The sequence below is a fragment of the Caldimonas sp. KR1-144 genome, assembly GCF_049446155.1.
In the GTDB taxonomy this organism is placed as follows: domain Bacteria; phylum Pseudomonadota; class Gammaproteobacteria; order Burkholderiales; family Burkholderiaceae_C; genus Rivibacter.
Genome location: NZ_JBMSEE010000001.1, coordinates 145,756 through 163,888, shown reverse-complemented (window position 1 = coordinate 163,888; position 18,133 = coordinate 145,756). Strand labels below are relative to the sequence as shown.

Here is an 18,133-nt window from a genome sequence, read left to right as displayed (position 1 = left end):
CGCCCGAGCCGCATCGCGAGGACTACTTCGTCCTGGCGGCCGCGACCAGCTTGTCCATGGCCTCGGCGGCGGTCATCTTGTCGCTGTTCCAGAAGTTCGACACCGCGTCCTTGATCGCGCCTTCGGCGGCCGACGGCACGGCCATGCCGTGGGCGATCGAGGGCACCAGGCCGCCGCCTTGCGCGGTGGCGACGAAGTCCTTGCTCGAGAGCTTGGCGCAGTCGTCGAACTTGCCCATGTCCATGTTCAGGCGCACCGGGATCGAACCCTTGTTGAGGTTGAACACCTCCTGGAACTCGGGCGCCATGATCGCGGCGGCGAGGTCCTTCTGCGCCTTCTGGTTGGCCTCGTTCTTGATCTTGAACATCGCGAACGAGTCGACGTTGAAGGTGAAGGCATTGGCTGTGCCCGGCGCGGCGGCGCACAGGAAGTCGACGCCCGGCTTCTTGCCGGCGGCGATGAACTCGCCCTTGGCCCAGTCGCCCATCAGCTGCATGCCGGCCTCGCCGCGGATCACCATCGCGGTGGCGAGGTTCCAGTCGCGCCCCGGCGCGTTCTTGTCGGTGTAGCCCTTGATGCGCTTGAAGGTCGTGAGCACCTTCTCCATGGTCGCGCTCTTCAGCGAGGCCGCATCGAGCTGCACCAGGGCCTTCTTGTAGAAGTCGGCGCCGCCGACGCCGAGCGCCACGCTTTCGAAGGTGGTGAAGTCCTGCCAGTTCTGGCCGCCGTGGGCCACCGGCGTGATGCCGGCCTTCTTGAGCGCCTCGGCGGTGACGAAGAACTCGTCCCAGTTGGTCGGCAGCTTGGCGTTGGCCTTCTTCAGCGCCTCGGGGTTGGCCCACAGCCAGTTCACGCGGTGCACGTTGACCGGCACGGCGGCGTAGTGGCCCTTGACCTTCATCACGTCGCTGACGACCTTGGGCAGCAGCGTGTCCCAGCTGTTGGCCTTGGCCACGTCGTCGAGATCGGCGAGCACGCCTTCCTTGCCCCACTCCTGGATCGACGGGCCCTTGATCTGCGCGGCGGCCGGCGCATTGCCCGAGACCACGCGCGACTTCAGCACCGTCATCGCCGAATCGCCGCCGCCGCCGGCGACCGCGAAGTCCTTCCAGGTGTGGCCCTTGGCCTGCAGCGTGGCCTTCAGGGCCGCGGCCGCCTTGGCCTCGCCACCCGAGGTCCAGTAGTGCAGCACCTCCACCTCGCCGGCGTGCGCGAAGGCGCAGCCCGCCAGGGCCAGCGCGCCCACGAGTGGGCGCAGGAAGGTCGGCGTGTTCAGCTTCATGTCGTGTGTCTCCTGGTGTTGGATGCGCCGGGCTGAGCCGGTGAGCTTGCTCGACAAGCTGAACAAAGTATTAATGAATCATTACTACATAAATACGGTATTAACCCGGAGGGTCGGGACGGAAGCGCTCGAGCGCCGCTCCGGCGCGCGGCAGTTCGATGCGCACCCGAAGCCCATGGGGCGCGGCCGGCTCCAACTGCACGGTTCCGGCGTGCCGCTCGACGATCTCCTTCACGATCGACAGCCCCAGGCCGCAGCCGCTGCCGTCGTGCGAGCCGCGCACGAAGCGGCCGAACATGCGCTCGCGGTCGAGCGCATCGGGAATGCCCGGGCCGTTGTCCTCGACCTCCGCGACGGCCAGGGCGTCCTCGCGGCGCACGCGCAGCGTGACCTCGGCGCCGCGGCCGGCGTAGCGCACCGCGTTGTCGATCAGGTTGGCCAGCGCCTCGCGCACCAGCAGGCTGCTGCCTTCGACGGGCAGCGGCTCGCCGGTGGGCGGGCCGTCGAAGCCGAGGTCGACGCCAGCGGCGAGCGCGCGCGGCACCCACTCGGCGGCGAGGTCGCGGCCGAGCTGGGCCAGGTCGAAGCGGTTGCGACCCATCACCGCGGCCGATTCCGGCTCGGCGCGCGCCAGCGTCAGCAACTGGTTCACCAGATGGGCGCTGCGCGCGGCGCTTTGCTGCACGCGCGCGAGCCGCTCCTGCAGCGCCAGCACCGCTTGCGGATCGCGCAGGCGCTCGGGATCGGCCAGGTCGGCCAGAGCCAGCTCGGTCTGGCTCTTGAGCCCGGCCAGCGGCGTGCGCAGCTGGTGGGCCGCATCGTTGATGAAGCGGCGCTGGCTGCTGACGCTCTCGTGCACCGCGTTCAGCAGCGCGTTCACGGCGCCGGCCAGGCCACGCACCTCCTGCGGCGCGCGTTCCAGCGCGATCGGCGCCAGGTCGTTGGGCGCGCGGTCCTGCACCGCGTCGCGCAGGCGATCCAGCGGTGCCAGGCCGGCGCGGATGCCGGCCCACACGATCAGCGACATCAGCGCGACCAGCACTGACAGCGGTAGCGCGGTGTCGACCAGGATCGAGCGCAGCAGCGCCTCGCGGCTGGTGCGCCCGCGCGCCACCTGCACCAGCATCCGCTGCGCGGGCTCGTCCTCGCCGTAGGCCAGGTACAGCGCGGCCACGCGCACTGGCACGTCGCCGACGCGGCCGTCGTAGAAGCGCGGCTCGTTCAGGCCATCGCCGAGCTCGGGTGGCGGCGCGGGCAGCTTGTCGTTGCCGAGGATGAACTGGCCCGGCGGCGTGCTGACCATGTAGAACACGCGCTCGTCGGAGTCGGACTCGATGATGTCCTGCGCCGCGCGCGGAAAGTCGATCAGCAGGCCGTTGCCGATCGGCTTGACCTGGCGCGCCAGCGCGCGCGAGGTCTGGTAGAGGCTGCGGTCGAGGGCCTGCGTGGCGTAGCGCGCCGCGAGGTTGTAGGTGACCCAGGCCGCGGCCAGCCACAGCACGAGCTGGGGCAGCAGGAGCCACAGCAGCAGGTGGCGATGCAGCGAGCGCGAGCCGGGGGCCACGCCGGGCACGCGGCGCGCGAAGCGGCGCAGCCAGGCGCCGGCGCGCGCGGGCACTAGGCCTTCTCCAGCAGGTAGCCGAGACCGCGCACGGTGCGGATACCGAGCTCCGAGCCTTCGAGCTTGCGGCGCAGGCGGTGGATGTAGACCTCGAGCGAACTCGGGCCCGACTCGCCGGGCTCGACCTCCCAGGCCTGCGCGATCTGGTCCTTGGTGACGACCTTGCCCTGGTGGGCGAGCAGCAGGTCGAGCAGCAGCCATTCGCGCGGCGACAACTCCATCGTCTCGCCGCCGACGCTGGCACGCCGCGCGTCGCGGTCGAAGCTCAGCTGACCCGCCTGGACGGTGCCGGCCGCCGCGGCGCCGCCGCCCGCCGCCTGGGCACGGCGCAGCAGCGCGCGGATGCGCGCTTCGAGTTCGGGAAAGTCGAAGGGCTTGGTGAGGTAGTCGTCGGCGCCGACATTGAGCCCGGCGACGCGGTGCTCCAGGCCGTCGAGCGCGGTGAGGATCAGCAGCGGCAAGCTGGCGTTGGCGGCACGCACGCGCTTGATGACGCTCAGGCCGTCGACCATCGGCAAGCCGAGGTCGATCACGCCGAGGTCGCACTGGCCCTTGAGCAACAGATACTCGGCCACGGCCCCGTTGTCGGCCACCTCGACCTCGAAGCCGGCGCGGCGCAGCTGGGCACTGAGGGCGTCGGCGAGGATGGCGTCGTCTTCGGCAAGCAGCAGCTTCATGAGCGGAAGCTTAACGCCTGAACGTTCAATTAACGAAAGCTGGGCGGTATGAACACCACAGCAGCGAGCGACTTCGACGCCTTCCTTGCGAGTGCCTGGAACGAGCACGGCGATGTGCCGGAGGCGGTGGCGCAGCGGCTGGCAGCCCACAGGGGCCGGGTGACCGCACCGGCGCAGGTCGGGCCGTTCGCGGCCTTGCTCGCGCATGTCTACGGCGAGCACCTCGGCCGGTGGGCGCGCGGCGTCGAGTTGCTGGACGCGCTGCGAGGTGCCGCGGGCGACGATGCGGCCGCGCGCGCGGCGATCGATCGCCGCGTCGCCAGCCTGCGGCATTGCGCCGGCGAGGCTGGTGCGCTGGAGGGCCTGACCGAGCCGGACCGGGTGAGCGCGCTGGCGCTGGCGGCCGCGGCGCTGGCAGGCCGCGGCGATCTGGCTGGGGCGATCGGAGCCTTCGACGAAGCGCTCGCCTGCGCCCAGGCGCTGCCCACGGCCGACGTGGCCGGCATCGCGCGCGCCCTGGCCGTGGGCGGCAACAACCTCGCCAGCGTGCTGGAGGAGAAGGGGCACCGCAGCGCCGATGAGACGCGCGGCATGCTCGCTGCAGCGCGCGCCGGCCTGAGCTACTGGAAGCTGGCCGGTACCTGGCTCGAAGAGGAGCGAGCGGAATACCGGCTCGCGCGCAGCCTCCTGAAGGCGGGCGATGTCGCGCAGGCGGTGCAGGCGGCGCAGCGCTGCGTGGCGGTCTGCGAGGCGAATGATGCGCCGGCGCTCGAACGCTTCTTCGGTCACGCCGTGCTGGCGGTGGCGTATCGCTCGGCGGGCGATCGGTCGGGCTTCGAGGCGTCGCGCGGGCTGGCGATGCAAGCCTACGATGCGGTGCCGAACGACGAACGCCCGTGGTGCGAGGGCGACCTCGCCGAACTCAACACTCGATGATGTTGACCGCCAAACCGCCGCGGGCGGTCTCCTTGTATTTGGTCTGCATGTCGGCGCCGGTCTCGCGCATGGTCTTGATGACCTGGTCGAGGCTCACATGGTGCGTGCCGTCGCCGCGCAGCGCCATGCGCGCGGCATTGATCGCCTTGACCGAGGCGATCGCGTTGCGCTCGATGCAGGGAATCTGCACCAAGCCGCCGACCGGGTCGCAGGTCAGGCCGAGGTGGTGCTCCATGCCGATCTCGGCCGCGTTCTCCACCTGCTCGGGCGTGCCGCCCAGCACCGCGCACAAGGCGCCGGCGGCCATCGAGCAGGCGACACCGACCTCGCCCTGGCAGCCGACCTCGGCGCCGGAGATCGAGGCGTTTTCCTTGTAGAGGATGCCGATCGCGCCGGCGGTGAGCAGGAAGTCGATCGCCCCTTGCTCCGTCGCGCCGGGCGTGAAGCGTGCGTAGTAGTGCAGCACGGCCGGCACGATGCCGGCGGCGCCGTTGGTGGGCGCGGTGACGACGCGCCCGCCGGCGGCGTTTTCTTCGTTGACCGCCAGCGCGTAGAGGTTGACCCAGTCGAGCACCTGCAGCGGATCGCGCAGCGCGGCCTCGGGGTTGGCCGTGAGGTCGCGGTACAGGCGCGCCGCGCGCCGGCGCACCTTGAAGCCGCCGGGCAGCGTGCCCTCGGTGCGCAGGCCGCGCTCGACGCAGGCTTGCATCACGCGCCAGATGTGCAGCAGGCCCGCGTCGATCTCGGGATCGCTGCGCCAGTGGCGCTCGTTGCGGCGCATCACCTCGGCGACCGAGCAGCCGAGCGATTGCGTCAGCGCCAGCAGCTCGGCGCCGCTGTGGAAGGGGTGCGGCAGCACCGTGGTGTCGGGCGCGATGAGCTTTTGCTTGCTGCCGTCGGCGGCGACTTCCTCGCTGACGACGAACCCGCCGCCGACCGAGAAGTAGGTGCGCGATTCGATCTCGGCGCCGGTGGCATCGAAGGCCTGGAACGCCAGGCCATTGGGGTGAAAGGGCAGTGTGTCGCGGCGCAGGAAGAGCAGGTCGGTCGCCTCGTCGAACGCGATGCGCTGCGTTGCGCCGAGCACGATGTGGCGCTCGCTGCGGATGGCATCCAGCAGCGCCGGCACGGCATCGACGTCGACGGTGTCCGGTTCGTGGCCGGCCAAGCCCAGCAGCACGGCCTTGTCGGATCCGTGGCCCTTGCCGGTCAGCGCAAGCGAGCCGTAGAGCCGGCACACGACGCGCGCGGTGCGCTCGAGCTTGCCCTCGTGGGCGAGCCGCGAGACGAACAGGCGCGCGGCGCGCATCGGGCCCACGGTGTGCGAGCTCGAGGGCCCGATGCCGACCTTGAAGAGATCGAAGACGGAGACGGCCATGTCAGCTCAAAGGGCGGTGCACGTTGCGGCGATGTCGGCCACGAAGGCGTCGACGGACTCGGGCCGCGTGTCCCAGGCGCACATCAGCCGGCAGCCGCCGCCGGCAATGAAGTCGTAGAAGCGCCAGCCCTTGTCGTTCTGCAGCGTCTTGATGGCCTGCGGTGGCAGGAAGGCGAACACCGCGTTGGCTTCGGGCGGGTGCATCACGCGCACGCCCGGGACATCCTTGATGCCCTGGTAGAGCCGCTGCGCCATCGCGTTGGCGTGGCGGCCATTGCGCAGCCAGGTGTCCTTCTCGAGCATGCCGACCCACGGTGCCGAGATGAACCTCATCTTGGACGCGAGCTGGCCGGCCTGCTTGACCCGGTAGGCAAAGTCCTCGCTGAGCGCGCGGTCGAAGAACACCACCGCCTCGCCGACCGGGATGCCGTTCTTGGTGCCGCCAAAGCAAAGGACATCGACACCGGCGCGCCAGGTGATCTCGCTCGGGTGGCAGCCGAGATGCGCCACTGCGTTCGCGAAGCGCGCGCCATCCATGTGGACCTTGAGCTGGCGGCGCTTGGCGATCGCGGCGATGGCGCGCACTTCCTCGACCGTATAGACGGTGCCCAGCTCGGTGGCCTGCGTGATCGAGACGACCTTGGGCTTGGGGTAGTGGATGTCGTTGCGCCTGGTGACCAGGCGCTCCACCTCGTCGGGCGTGAGCTTGGCGAGCTGCGCGGCCGGCGTGAGCGGATCGGTGGTCAGCAGCTTGGAGCCGTTGGAGAAGAACTCCGGGCCGCCGCACTCGTCGGTGTCGATGTGGGCCTGCGGCGTGCAGATCACCGAGTGGTAGCTCTGGCACATCGAGGCCAGCGCCAGCGAGTTGGCGGCCGTGCCGTTGAAGACGAAGTAGACGTCGCAGTCGGTCTGGAAAAGGGCGCGCAGCTCGTCGGAGACGCGCTGGGTCCAGATGTCGTCGCCGTAGGCGGGCTGGTGGCCGCAGGCGTCGGCCTCCATGAACCAGCGCGCCGCCTCGGGGCACATGCCCGCGTAGTTGTCGCTGGCGAAGTGTTGCCGAGGCTGGCTCATCTTCATTCCTCGTACTCTGACAACGGCACGCAGCTGCAGAACAGGTTGCGGTCGCCGTAGACGTTGTCGACGCGGCCCACCGGCGACCAGTACTTCTGGCGCTTGAGCGACGCGACTGGGTAGGCCGCGACCTCGCGCGAGTACGGGTGCGTCCATTCGCCGCTCAGCAGCGAAGCCGCGGTGTGCGGAGCGTTCTTCAGCGGGTTGTCTTCCTTGGGCCAGGCGCCTTGCTCGATCTGCCGGATCTCCTCGCGGATCGCCAGCATCGCGTCGCAGAAGCGGTCGAGCTCGGCCTTGGGCTCGCTCTCGGTCGGCTCGACCATCAACGTGCCGGCCACCGGGAACGACAGTGTCGGTGCGTGGAAACCGTAGTCGATCAGGCGCTTGGCGACGTCCTCGGCGCTGACGCCCGAGCTGTCCTTGAGCGGGCGCAGGTCGAGGATGCACTCGTGCGCCACGCCGCCGCCCTTGACGCCGGCGACGTTGCCGCTGAAGTGGATGTCGTAGGCATCGCTCAGGCGCGCGGCGACGTAGTTGGCCGAGAGGATGGCGGTCTCGGTGGCGAGCGTGAGCCCTTCGGCACCCATCATGCGCACGTACATCCAGCTGATCGGCAGCACCGCGGCATTGCCCAGAGGCGCCGCGGCGACGGCGCCGACGCCGCCCTCGGCCACCGCCAGCCCACCGGCCGCGTGGCCGGGCAGGAAGGGCACGAGGTCCTCGACCACGCAGACCGGGCCCACGCCCGGGCCGCCGCCGCCGTGCGGGATGCAGAAGGTCTTGTGCAGGTTCAGGTGGCTCACGTCGCCGCCGAACTCGCCCGGCGCGGCCACCCCAACCAGCGCGTTCATGTTCGCGCCGTCGACGTAGACGCGCCCGCCGTGGCGGTGGATCAGCGCGCACAGGTCCTTCACGCCGCCTTCGAACACGCCGTAGGTCGACGGGTAGGTGATCATCACCGCGGCCAGGTTCTTGCCGTGCTGCTCGCACTTGGCGGTGAGGTCGGCGAAGTCGACGTGGCCCTCGCTGTCGCACTTCACCACCACGACCTGCATGCCGACCATCTGCGCCGAGGCCGGGTTGGTGCCGTGCGCCGATTCGGGGATCAGGCAGATGTTGCGGTGCGACTCGCCGCGCGACGCGTGCCAGGCGCGGATCGCCAGCAGGCCGGCGTACTCGCCCTGCGAGCCGGCGTTGGGCTGCAGGCTGATGCCGGCATATCCGGTGGCCTGGCACAGCCAGTCGCGCAGCTGCTGGTCGAGCAGCGCGTAGCCGGCGCGCTGGTCGGCCGGCGCGAACGGATGGATGTGCGCAAACTGCGGCCAGGTGATGGGAATCATCTCGCTGGTCGCATTGAGCTTCATCGTGCACGAGCCCAGCGGGATCATCGTGCGGTCGAGCGCGAGATCCTTGTCGGCCAGGCCGCGCAGGTAGCGCAGCATCGCGGTTTCGCTGTGGTGGGTGTTGAAGACCGGGTGCGTGAGGTAGGCGCTGGTGCGCAGCAGCGACTGGGGCAGGCGCGTGCCGATGCCGCGTTCGAAGCGGTCGAACGGGGGCACGGTCTTCCCCTCGGCGAACACGCTCCACAGCGCGACGAGGTCGGCGCGCGTCGTGGTCTCGTCGAGCGTGATGCCGACCAGATCAGCACCGGCGCGACGCAGGTTCATGCCGGCCGCGACCGCCTTGCCGATCAGCGCCCCGGCCTGCGCGCTGCGCACGACGACGGTGTCGAAGCCCTGCGCGTTGACGACCACGCAACCGAGTTCCTGCAGGCCGGCCGCCAGCACGGCCGCGTAGCTCGCCACGCGTTGGGCAATGCGCTTGAGTCCCTGCGGGCCGTGGTAGACCGCGTACATGCTGGCGATCACCGCCGGCAGCACCTGGGCGGTGCAGATGTTCGACGTGGCCTTCTCGCGTCGGATGTGCTGCTCGCGCGTCTGCAGCGCGAGGCGGTAGGCCGGCTGGCCGTGCGCATCGATGCTCACGCCGACGATGCGGCCCGGCAGCGAACGCTTGAACTCGTCCTTGCAGGCGAGGTAGGCGGCGTGCGGGCCGCCGTTGCCCATCGGCATGCCGAAGCGCTGCGTGTTGCCCAGCGCGATGTCGGCGCCGAGTTCGCCGGGCGAGGCGAGCAACGTCAGCGCGAGCAGGTCGGCAGCGACGATGGCCAGGCCGCCTTGCGCATGCACCGCGGCGATCGGCGCGCGCAGGTCAGGGACGACGCCATTGACGCCGGGGTACTGGAACAGCGCGGCGAAGCATTCGCTCTTGCCCGCGTCTTCGGCCGCGCCGACGACGACCTCGATGCCCAGCGGCTCGGCGCGCGTGCGCACGACCTCGAGCGACTGCGGCAGCACGTCGTCGGCGACGAAGAAGCGCTGGCTCTTGCTCTTGCCGACGCGCGCGGCCAGCGTCATCGCCTCGGCGGCGGCGGTGGCTTCGTCGAGCATCGAGGCGTTGGCGATCGCCATGCCGGTCAGGTCGCAGACCATGGTCTGGAAGTTGACCAGCGCCTCCATGCGCCCTTGCGAGATCTCGGCCTGGTAGGGCGTGTAGGCGGTGTACCAGGCCGGGTTCTCGAGGACGTTGCGCAGGATGACGCCCGGCGTGATCGTGCCGTGGTAGCCCTGGCCGATGAAGCTGCGCAGCACGCGGTTCTTGTCGGCGATGGCCTTCAGTTCGGCCAGCGCCTGGGCCTCGGTCACCGCCGCCGGCAGTGCCATGCCCTGCGCGCGGCGAATGCCGGCCGGCACGATCGCCTCGATCAGCGCACGGCGCGACGCCGCGCCGATCGCGCCCAGCATCAGCCCCTCATCCTCGGGCGTCGGCCCGACGTGGCGAGGCAGGAATTCGGAGCCGTTCTCGAGTTCGGCGAGCGAGGGCATGGCGGACATCAGCATGGCTTGGGGCTCCACCCGGTGCGGGCGGAGGGAATCAATACGGCGGGGAGGGAAAGCGAAGGCTCAGAGCGTCTTGAGCAGCGCGTCGTAGGCGGGCTGGTCCATCAGCTCGTCAAACTCGGCCATGTTGGTGACATGGACCTTGAAGAACCAGCCGTTACCCAGCGGGTCGCTGTTCGCGAGCGAGGGGTCGTTGCGCAGGTCCTCATTGACCTCGACGATCTCGCCCGTGACCGGCATGTACAGATCGGCCGCGGCCTTGACCGACTCGACCACGCCGGCGACCTCGCCCTTCTTGAAGGTCTTGCCGACCTCGGGCAGGTCGACGAAGACCACGTCGCCGAGCGCATCTTGCGCATGGTGGGTGATGCCGACGACGGCGGCCTCGTGGTCCTCGATGTTGATCCACTCGTGGTCGTTGGTGTACTTGGTCGTCATGGGTGGGACTCCTTGAAGGTTCGAGAGACGGGGCGGTCAGTCGCGGCGATCAGCCACGGTGGTAACGGTGAGGCGTGAACGGCATCGGGGCCACGCGCATCGGCACTTGCTTGCCGCGCACGATGGCGTAGACCTCGCCGCCGGGCACCGCATGGTTGCTCGCCAGGTAGGCCATGGCGATCGGCTTGCCCGCGGTGGGCGCGAGGGTACCGCTGGTGACGTGGCCCAGCTTTCGCCCGTGGCTGTCGACGAGCTCGGCGCCTTCGCGCACCGGCATGCGCTCCAGGCCCACCAGGCCGACGCGCTTGGACGGCACGCCGCCCAGGAGCTGTGCGTCGACGACCCCCGATCCGGGGTAGTGGCCGGCGCGCGCGCCGCCGGCGCGGCGCACCTTCTGGATCGCCCAGGTCAGGCCCGCCTCGACCGGCGTCGTGGTCGTGGTGATGTCATGCCCGTAGAGGCACAGCCCGGCTTCGAGGCGCAGCGTGTCGCGCGCGCCCAGACCGGCGGGCCGGACCTCGGCCTGCGCGAGCAGGGCCTTTGCCAGCGGCACCGCGGCGTCGGCCGAGACCGAGATCTCGAAGCCGTCTTCGCCGGTGTAGCCGGAGCGGGTGACGAAGCAGTCGGCGCCGGCCAGTTCGAAATGCCCGCCCGTCATGAAGACCAGCGACGCGACGCCGGGGTTCAGGCGCGACAGCGCGGCCACCGCCTTGGGGCCTTGCAGTGCCAGCAGCGCGCGCTCCGGCAGCGGCACGACATGGCAGCGATGGCCGATGTGGGTGATCAGGTGACGCGTGTCGGCGTCCTTGCAGGCCGCGTTGACGACCACGAACAGGTCGTTCTCGCGGCGCGTGATCATCAGGTCGTCGAGGATGCCGCCGTGGGCATTGGTGAAGAAGGCGTAGCGTTGCTTGTTGACACCCAGGTCGATCACGTCGACGGGGACCAGCGACTCGAGCGCTGCGGCGGCATCGGCGCCGACCAGGCGCAGCTGGCCCATGTGCGACACGTCGAACAGTGCCGCCGAATCGCGGCAGTGGCGGTGCTCGGCGAGGATGCCTGCGGGATAGCTGACCGGCATGTCGTAGCCGGCGAACTCGACCATCTTGGCGCCGAGTTCGAGGTGCAGGGCGTGCAGCGGCGTCTTCAGCAGGGGGGCGGTCGTGGTCGCGGACATGGTCGTTCTCCGAGGGCAAGTGGTTTCCACCGTTGCCGGTGGTTTGCCCTCGCTGTCCGCTTTACCTGAGAGATTGGCGGCCGCTGCTCTGAGAGCGTCGTGCCGCTTGCCCCTTCGGTGGGCCGCCTCGAGGGCGGCCTCTCTCCAGTGAGGTGACGCCTCCTTCGGGAGGCGTTTGCCAGTCCTTTTGCCTGAGCGTTCGAGACCTGAGCCTCTGCGCCTTCGGCGGCCTCTCGGGGAGGCTCTCTCCTGACGCTTGGCAGTGTAGCCGAAGGGGTCAGCGGTGGATGATGCGCCAGGCGTTCTTGCGGGAGGGGAGGGTGGCTGGGGGGCCCATCTTCCGGCAATTAATCTTGTCGGCCGAGGTCTGCCAGCAGATCTGGATCTGGCTGCTTTGGCTACCCGGGCTACCGGCCGGCGCCAGGGCGATGAGGCCCGAAGCGGTGATGCCGTCATACGGTTGGGTAATGCTCGACTCATTGACCACCTTTACGCCGGATTTGAGATCGACGTAGTAAGTGGCCCCCTTGCCGCCGCAATTGCTGGTCGACATGCCATTGGCGTTGAAGCTCACGATACCCCGGGCGATCACAGGCGCCGTGTGAGCTTGCTGTCCCGAAGGCAGATCGAAGTACCAGCCAAGATTGGTCTGCCAGTCAAACGCTGGTCCGCTGAGGATGATCTGACCGGCGTCAGTGATCAGCGTCTTGGCCACCAGCTGCGTGCGCGGCGCGTCGATCGTGGTTCCGTTGTCCTTGAAGGCGTAAAAGCTCTGAATCTGCGGCTGGGCCAAACCGACGAAATCGGCCACACCCAGCAATCGTCCGGTGCCGACGGTGACGACACGCTCACCGTTGATCCGCGCCAGGTCGAGCGGCGCGGTGATGGGCTGACGCGCTCCCGAGGGAGCCACCAGCTTGGCGATCGCCGTGCTGGAGAGTTCCTCCAGATCGAACCGCCAGACATTGCCGTGCTCGTCGCCACCGTACACGTAGCGCACAGTGCCATCGCGTTCGCCCATGGCCGACAGATGCGCAAGACCCGGGTTGCCGCTCGTACCGCTTTGGATCCTGAGGGGTGTCGTCTTGGGTGTACCTGTCCACGGATCGAGCACGTGCACGCGACTGCTGCCGTCGTTGGACGCGCCGTTGTAGCCCTCGGCGATCAGCACCACGGTCCCGAGCTTGCGCGTACGAACGATGAGAGGCCTTCCCATCGCAAGTCCGGCCGTCGTGATGCCTTGCGACGTCGGGAACTCCCACTTCCAGCGCTTGGCGAGTTCGTCATCAGTGGTAATCGTCTTGGGGTCGGTCACATCCAGCGCCACCACGCCCGCGCCAGCCATGCCACGCCCGACAAGCAATAGCTGCTTGCCGTCGACGTTAGCAACTTGCGGAGAGCCATCGAGCAGTGTCCGGAAGGCCCAGGTACGTTGCGTGGTGACTTTGAGCGCATCGCGCACGGCCGCGGGAGCGAAAGCCCAAAGCTCATCGCCGGTGGCCGCATCGAACGCGTGCAGGAAGCCTTCACCGGTGCTCGCATAGACAACGCCGTCGACGACGCGCGGCTGGGCATTGATCACCGCGCCCAGCAGGCCTGTGCGCTTCCGAAGTAGCGTGCCCTCGCCAGTGCGGTCACCTCGGAGGTAGTTGACTTCAGCGGCACTGAACAGGGACTTGTCATCCGCGGGCTTGCCGGCATTGAGGTTGTCAACGGTGAATGCAATGCCCCGCGTCCCGTCGGACGTGGCGATCACGCGAGGGTTGGTGCGGCTGCCGAGTCGTTGGCTGGCGCTCCACGTCGTGCTGGATGCAATCTCACCGGTGATCTTGTCGATGGAGTAGGCCTTGATGTCGCCAGCCCATCCCTTTCCGTCGTAGGTGGCGGCATAGACACGTCCGTCGCCCGCGGAGAGGTCGCTGTTGCTGGCTACAAGTGCTGCTTGCCCGCCTTTCGCCCGGGTCATGTCCTCGATGGCTTCGACCATGCGAGCGGCGGTTTCGAATGCATCGCTTGCTTCGAACATCAGCCCGCGCCCATTGATCGTTGCATGCCAGAGATCGTCGATCGTCTCTTGAGTATCGATGGCGGGTGTGGGCCATGTGAAGGGCGTGGCCTTGTATGCATCGGTGATGCCGGGCCAGATCTTGCCTTTGACACCCAGCGTGATCGCATAGGTGTTGACATGAAGGTTGGGGTTGAGGTCGGCACTCGGGTCAGGGGCAGGGTCGGCGGGCGAGCCGAGCGGCTTGACGTTGCCTGTCGGAAGATCGGGACGGATGAATTGCACACCGGATGCATTGCGGCCGGTGTAGTACGACAGCGCCGCGTTGGCGATGGTGTTCGAAGGCGTATTGCTGAACGGCCAGGTACCTCCGTAGGTCGCCGTGCTGTAGGACGGCGCACTGGCCGTCGGCGTGCGGTCGGCATAGCCGTCAGTCACGATGAAGGCGTTGTTGCGCTGGCAGGAGTACTGGATGACGCTGTTGTTGTTGCGGAACTGCTCGCCCAGAAACACGAGCGTGTCCAGCGTGCGGGTACCGCTGTCGATGTTGGATTGGTAGATGAAGCCCGCGGCGCGCTTCAGGTTGCCTGCATCAGACGTGCTGTCGGCGTCGTACATCGTCACCGCGTTCGTCGGATTGAAGCGTGAGACGCCCACGCGCACGCCCGTCAGGTACTCGAAGGCTTTACCCGTTGCAGCGGCCCCCATCAGCAAGCGGTTGCGGTAGTAGCTCCACCAGTTGGCGAAGTTCTGCATCTCCGGGGTGCCGGCAGCGATCTGGACGCGTCGCAGCGTGGCGCCATCGGGCGCCGCGGCGCACGTTTCGTCATCGGCTTTGACGGTACAGGCTTCTTTTTTCCAGTACGTCGGCCAGTAGTAGTTGATGACGATGAAGGCGTCGCTGGTCAGCGTCGTCTCTGTCGCGTAGGTGGTGGTTCCCTTCTTCGCTCCGGCGGGCACAAGCATGCCGGCCTTCATGTTGTAGCCGCCACTGGTCCACGGGGTCTGCACCACCGTGAGGTTGCGCGACACCGTGGTAGCGAGGCCTGGATTCGACAGGGCCGCGGTCGGGGCCGCATCGCCGTAGGTCCGCAGACTCGATCCGTCGTGAGCGGGCGCCCATGGCGTATAGACCTTGCTGGGATCGTAGTAGAGTGGGTTGTAGTCCTTGGACCACATCGCCGCGAACTGCTTGGTCGGCGGCAGCGCCGCGCCATAGCTACCGTCGAGGTCCCAGTAGTTTCCACCGGCGTCCGACGAGGCGAAGATGGGAAACAAGACACCGTAACTTGTACCGGTGTCGGTGTAGTACTTGCCGGATGCGTCCCAAGCCGACTTGGTGGAACTGTTCCACCACAGCATGCCTTGCTTGGTGGGGACGATCAGCTCCCAGTTCATCGATGTGGTGTTGTCCCAGCCGATGAGTACATTGGGCTTGATCAATCCGCCCGCATTGATGGGGCGCAAGGCTACATCGGTGGCGGCGGCGTTCGGACAGACCGCAGCGACGAGCAGCGAGGCGAGGGCGGCGAACGATCGAGGGATCGATGAGGTCATCGAGATTCTCCGGTTCATAGTCCCAGAGTCATCAACCCTTGGATGAAGCTGGTCGTGCCACGCGGTTCGACAACGCGAACGGTGACGCGGTAGGTCATGCCGTAGCGCGGCGGAAGAGGATCGGCGTCCACTCTCGCACTGGTGATCTCGTCGATATCGCGCACGAGGCATTCCGCGCGCGGATTGGTTGGCGTGGCGGAGTCACACTGGCGGTCGATGAAGTAGGAGACGCTGAACTCATTGACCGTTGCCGTGACCGCGGTTGACCAGTTGATGGCGGTTGGCAAGCCTTGCGCGTCAGTCACCAGCCGAACTGGTGAGTACGAGATGACGTTCGTTGCTGTGGGATTGAACCCGGTGGCCGTGATCTGAGCGAACGCAGCGTTGAAGCCGACTTCGCTCGCGCGTAAAGCTCCTTCCTTCTGCGATGTATTGCCTGACAGCACGAGGCCGGTGGCACTCATGCGCGAAAAGGCCAGGGTGCCGAGCAGCATGGCGGCGAGCACCAGCAGCACCAGCAGAAGCGAAGCCCCGCGCTGTCGACGTGACGCCAGCCGTTGCGGGTTCATGGGTTCATCCCCCACGCAAGATTGCGCAGCGGAGTCGTCACGCTGGTCGTACGGTAGTAGAAGCACTCCCAGCCGGTGGGCAGGGTTGGCGCCGCACCGAGCAGTTGGGGTGGCTTGGACGTCGGCGTTGCTGTGCAGTCGCCTGCGCTGTCAGGCCGCTGCGGCTCGGTGCTGCGCACGAGCACGCTCAACCGAAGTGCGCGTAGCAGTGACAGGTTGGTGGTTCCGACGGAGGTCCAGTTGGTGGCGTCCGCCTTGTTCCATGCGGTTATCGTGGTCGGTCTTGTGCCCGCGCCTCCCGCTACTCCGTACTGCGCGCGGAACGCGACGACGCTGCGCATCAGGACGGCTGATCGGCCCTCCATGGGCCATTCGAGCATCAAGTTGCCATCGACTACGCGGAATCGATGCCATTCGACGCGACCAAGTATGGAGACGCGATCGTCGATGAGGTACTGCGTGGGTTGGGAGAACACCACCTGGTTGTGCGTAGCGCTGCCGCTCGCGCTCATCTCCAGTGTCATGGGCACTGCGCCGACGCCAGTGGAAATCGAGGTGACGGTGCGAACGGTGCAGATGCCATTGGCGGCGGCGGCTGCAAGGGCAGAGGGCATGGGCGCGAGAAGGACCGCTTGACCTGCTGCCACCGGCAGCGCGCTGGCGAGTTGCGCCGATTTGAGATCGCTCGGCGCCGCCAGACGCACATCGGCGCCGCCGCCGACCTCCGAGCCATAAATCACGTCGACGATGTCCGAGTCGCCATCGCGCGTGATCCGAACTGGCGAGAACGGGTTTAGCGTCCAGGACGATGCGCCGCGGCTCAGGTTGAGCGAGCCGCACATGTTGGGTCCGGTCGGAATGAATCCGAGGCCGGCCTGAGCGATGTCCTCGGAAATGGCCGTGAGCGCCGAGGTGGCACTCGCCACCGCCAGGCTCGTGCCGATCCCTTCGCGCTGCGGCGCCGTGTAGAAACGCGCCGTCGACATGGCGGCGATGCCCACCAGCAGCGCGACCAGCACGCCGACCATCAGCTCCACCAGCGTGAAGCCGTGCATGCGGCGATCAGCGCACATCGGTTGTCCGCAGCAGGCGTTGAGGCTCGGCGGCGGCGCCTTCGGCGACGACGCGTCCTTGCCAGCTCATCGCGACTGTGAGTTGTCCATTGGAGGCAAACGAGGCGGTGGGGCTGCCAATCAGCGGCAGGCCACTGGCAGCGACGGCTTTGGCCCAGTCGGCGGTGACTGTCCGTGCGGCGGGGGTTGCGCAGGTTCCGCTTGCCGGCAGCGTGTAGCAGGCACCGTTCCCTGCATCCATGACGGCGAGATCGAGCAGTTCATCGGCGAGTCGGATCGCCGTCAGGCGGTTCTGGGCTTCGCTGCCATGCACGAGCACACGGGCCTGGAAGCGCGTCATTGCCAGCATGCCGAACGACAGCACGAGCAATGCAATCAGCGCATCGAGCAGAGAAACGCCGCGCGCTCCCGGCGGGGGCTTCAAAGGCAGGCGTTGCGGTCGGCGCACAGCGATACTCCTCCGCCGGCATCGACGCGTACAGCCGGGCAATGCGTTTCTTCGCCGCAGCTCACGCCGCTGGCGCCGAGCGCCACTGCGTAGCTGTCGCCAAACGTCGGCGGGCGGCCTTGGCTGCCGAACTCGATCGTGGCCGACTTGTCGACGGCAACCGAACCAGGCAGCTGAACGGTGCGCAGCACGGTCGGTGGCGCTGTACGTGCATCGAGTACTTGCAGCTGCGAACCGTCGAGCGTGACGCGCACGATGCCATTGCGGCGGATCGCCTCGTTTTGCGCGTAGAGCGTTTGTTCAAGCACCAGTTGCCCCGCCGAGCGCAGGCGTGCATTGGTGAGGTAGTCGCCGAGAGCTGGCAACCCCTGGACCAGCAGTACGCCGCCGATGGCGACAGCGGTCATCGTCTCGATCAGGCTGACGCCGCGCAGGCGGTGAGGGCGTGAGGCGGATCGCATGATCTTCACGCGTCGCATACGCCACCCTTGATCGACCAGCAGCTGCCACTCGGCGCACCCTTGGGATGTGCAGTCGTCGCCCGATTGCCGTTCTGGTCGATCGTGTAGGTGTAGCCGGTCAGCTGGTCGGTGCCCGTGGCCGTGGCGGTGAAGCTGCGGCCGCTGTTCGTGACGTCGCATGTCACGGTGAAATTGGCCACCGTTGGGCGATCCACCGCGCATTGGTCGGTGGTGCCGCTCTTCAAATAGGTGCCGTTGTTCTGATATTGCTGCTCCATCCGCACCAGATACGAAGACAACGCCACCAGCGCGACCGGCACCCGAGAGCGCTGGATGTACGCGGCATACGAAGGCAACGCGATCGACGCGAGGATCGCGACGATCGCCACCGCGATCATCAGTTCGATCAGCGTGAAGCCACGCGAAACGCGGCGTTGGTGACGGGACGGAGACATGATTTCCCTGAGCAGTTCGACGTAACGAACTGTTCCAGGGAGGCCATCCCGCGGCTTGACTGAGCGCCGATAAAAGTCTTGAGCG

At 67.8% G+C, this 18,133-nt stretch carries 15 protein-coding genes and 2 riboswitches; of the genes, 1 reads left to right on the top strand and 14 read right to left on the bottom strand.

Translation table 11 applies throughout. The features are described from left to right. Positions 1-22: 22 nt before the first annotated feature. From ACO2TI_RS00760 to ACO2TI_RS00750, 3 genes are all read right to left on the bottom strand, one after another. Positions 23-1,282, bottom strand: a complete 1,260-nt coding sequence (locus ACO2TI_RS00760; RefSeq protein ID WP_423281497.1) for an ABC transporter substrate-binding protein — start codon at positions 1,280-1,282, stop codon at positions 23-25. 100 nt (positions 1,283-1,382) lie between these two features. Next, positions 1,383-2,900, bottom strand: coding sequence for a sensor histidine kinase (locus ACO2TI_RS00755; protein WP_423281496.1), 1,518 nt, complete (start codon positions 2,898-2,900; stop codon positions 1,383-1,385). Then, positions 2,900-3,580 carry a response regulator transcription factor gene (locus ACO2TI_RS00750; protein WP_423281495.1) on the bottom strand — a complete coding sequence of 227 codons (681 nt, stop codon included), beginning with the start codon at positions 3,578-3,580 and terminating at the stop codon, positions 2,900-2,902. The genes ACO2TI_RS00755 and ACO2TI_RS00750 overlap by 1 nt, the downstream gene beginning before the upstream one ends. 48 nt (positions 3,581-3,628) lie before the next feature. On the opposite strand from ACO2TI_RS00750, the gene ACO2TI_RS00745 reads away from it, so the two are divergent. Beyond that, positions 3,629-4,516 (top strand): hypothetical protein, encoded by an 888-nt coding sequence (locus ACO2TI_RS00745; protein ID WP_423281494.1) that lies wholly within the window; start codon positions 3,629-3,631, stop codon positions 4,514-4,516. Here ACO2TI_RS00745 and ACO2TI_RS00740 read toward each other — a convergent pair. The 11 genes from ACO2TI_RS00740 to ACO2TI_RS00690 form a co-directional block, all read right to left on the bottom strand. After that, entirely contained in the window at positions 4,503-5,894 is a 1,392-nt protein-coding gene (locus ACO2TI_RS00740) for an L-serine ammonia-lyase (protein ID WP_423281493.1), read from the bottom strand. The two genes, ACO2TI_RS00745 and ACO2TI_RS00740, sit on opposite strands and share 14 nt — an antisense overlap. 6 nt (positions 5,895-5,900) lie before the next feature. After that, entirely contained in the window at positions 5,901-6,965 is a 1,065-nt protein-coding gene (locus ACO2TI_RS00735; protein WP_423281492.1) for a threonine aldolase family protein, read from the bottom strand. Between the two features lie 2 nt (positions 6,966-6,967). Next, positions 6,968-9,865: an aminomethyl-transferring glycine dehydrogenase gene (gene gcvP / locus ACO2TI_RS00730; RefSeq protein ID WP_423281491.1), complete on the bottom strand. Its 2,898-nt coding sequence runs from the start codon at positions 9,863-9,865 to the stop codon at positions 6,968-6,970. Between the two features lie 63 nt (positions 9,866-9,928). Next, a complete protein-coding gene (gcvH, locus tag ACO2TI_RS00725) occupies positions 9,929-10,303 on the bottom strand; it encodes a glycine cleavage system protein GcvH (RefSeq protein WP_423281490.1) in 375 nt (124 codons plus the stop codon). Positions 10,304-10,352: 49 nt separating this feature from the next. Then, on the bottom strand, positions 10,353-11,480 hold the full coding sequence (gcvT, locus tag ACO2TI_RS00720; protein ID WP_423281489.1) for a glycine cleavage system aminomethyltransferase GcvT: 1,128 nt from the start codon (positions 11,478-11,480) through the stop codon (positions 10,353-10,355). Positions 11,481-11,522: 42 nt separating this feature from the next. Continuing rightward, a riboswitch (glycine riboswitch) is annotated at positions 11,523-11,638 on the bottom strand. Positions 11,639-11,649: 11 nt separating this feature from the next. After that, positions 11,650-11,742: riboswitch (glycine riboswitch) on the bottom strand. Positions 11,743-11,757: 15 nt separating this feature from the next. After that, complete coding sequence (locus ACO2TI_RS00715) at positions 11,758-15,042, bottom strand: pilus assembly protein (protein ID WP_423281488.1); 3,285 nt, start codon at positions 15,040-15,042, stop codon at positions 11,758-11,760. A 14-nt stretch (positions 15,043-15,056) separates the two neighbouring features. Beyond that, positions 15,057-15,611: a hypothetical protein gene (locus ACO2TI_RS00710; protein WP_423281487.1), complete on the bottom strand. Its 555-nt coding sequence runs from the start codon at positions 15,609-15,611 to the stop codon at positions 15,057-15,059. After that, entirely contained in the window at positions 15,608-16,666 is a 1,059-nt protein-coding gene (locus ACO2TI_RS00705; protein WP_423281485.1) for a PilW family protein, read from the bottom strand. The genes ACO2TI_RS00710 and ACO2TI_RS00705 overlap by 4 nt, the downstream gene beginning before the upstream one ends. A gap of 7 nt (positions 16,667-16,673) precedes the next feature. After that, complete coding sequence (locus tag ACO2TI_RS00700) at positions 16,674-17,132, bottom strand: type IV pilus modification PilV family protein (RefSeq protein WP_423281484.1); 459 nt, start codon at positions 17,130-17,132, stop codon at positions 16,674-16,676. Then, positions 17,105-17,611, bottom strand: a complete 507-nt coding sequence (locus ACO2TI_RS00695; RefSeq protein ID WP_423281483.1) for a pilus assembly FimT family protein — start codon at positions 17,609-17,611, stop codon at positions 17,105-17,107. The genes ACO2TI_RS00700 and ACO2TI_RS00695 overlap by 28 nt, the downstream gene beginning before the upstream one ends. Next, positions 17,599-18,048, bottom strand: a complete 450-nt coding sequence (locus ACO2TI_RS00690; protein WP_423281482.1) for a type IV pilin protein — start codon at positions 18,046-18,048, stop codon at positions 17,599-17,601. The genes ACO2TI_RS00695 and ACO2TI_RS00690 overlap by 13 nt, the downstream gene beginning before the upstream one ends. Between the last annotated feature and the right edge of the window lie 85 nt (positions 18,049-18,133).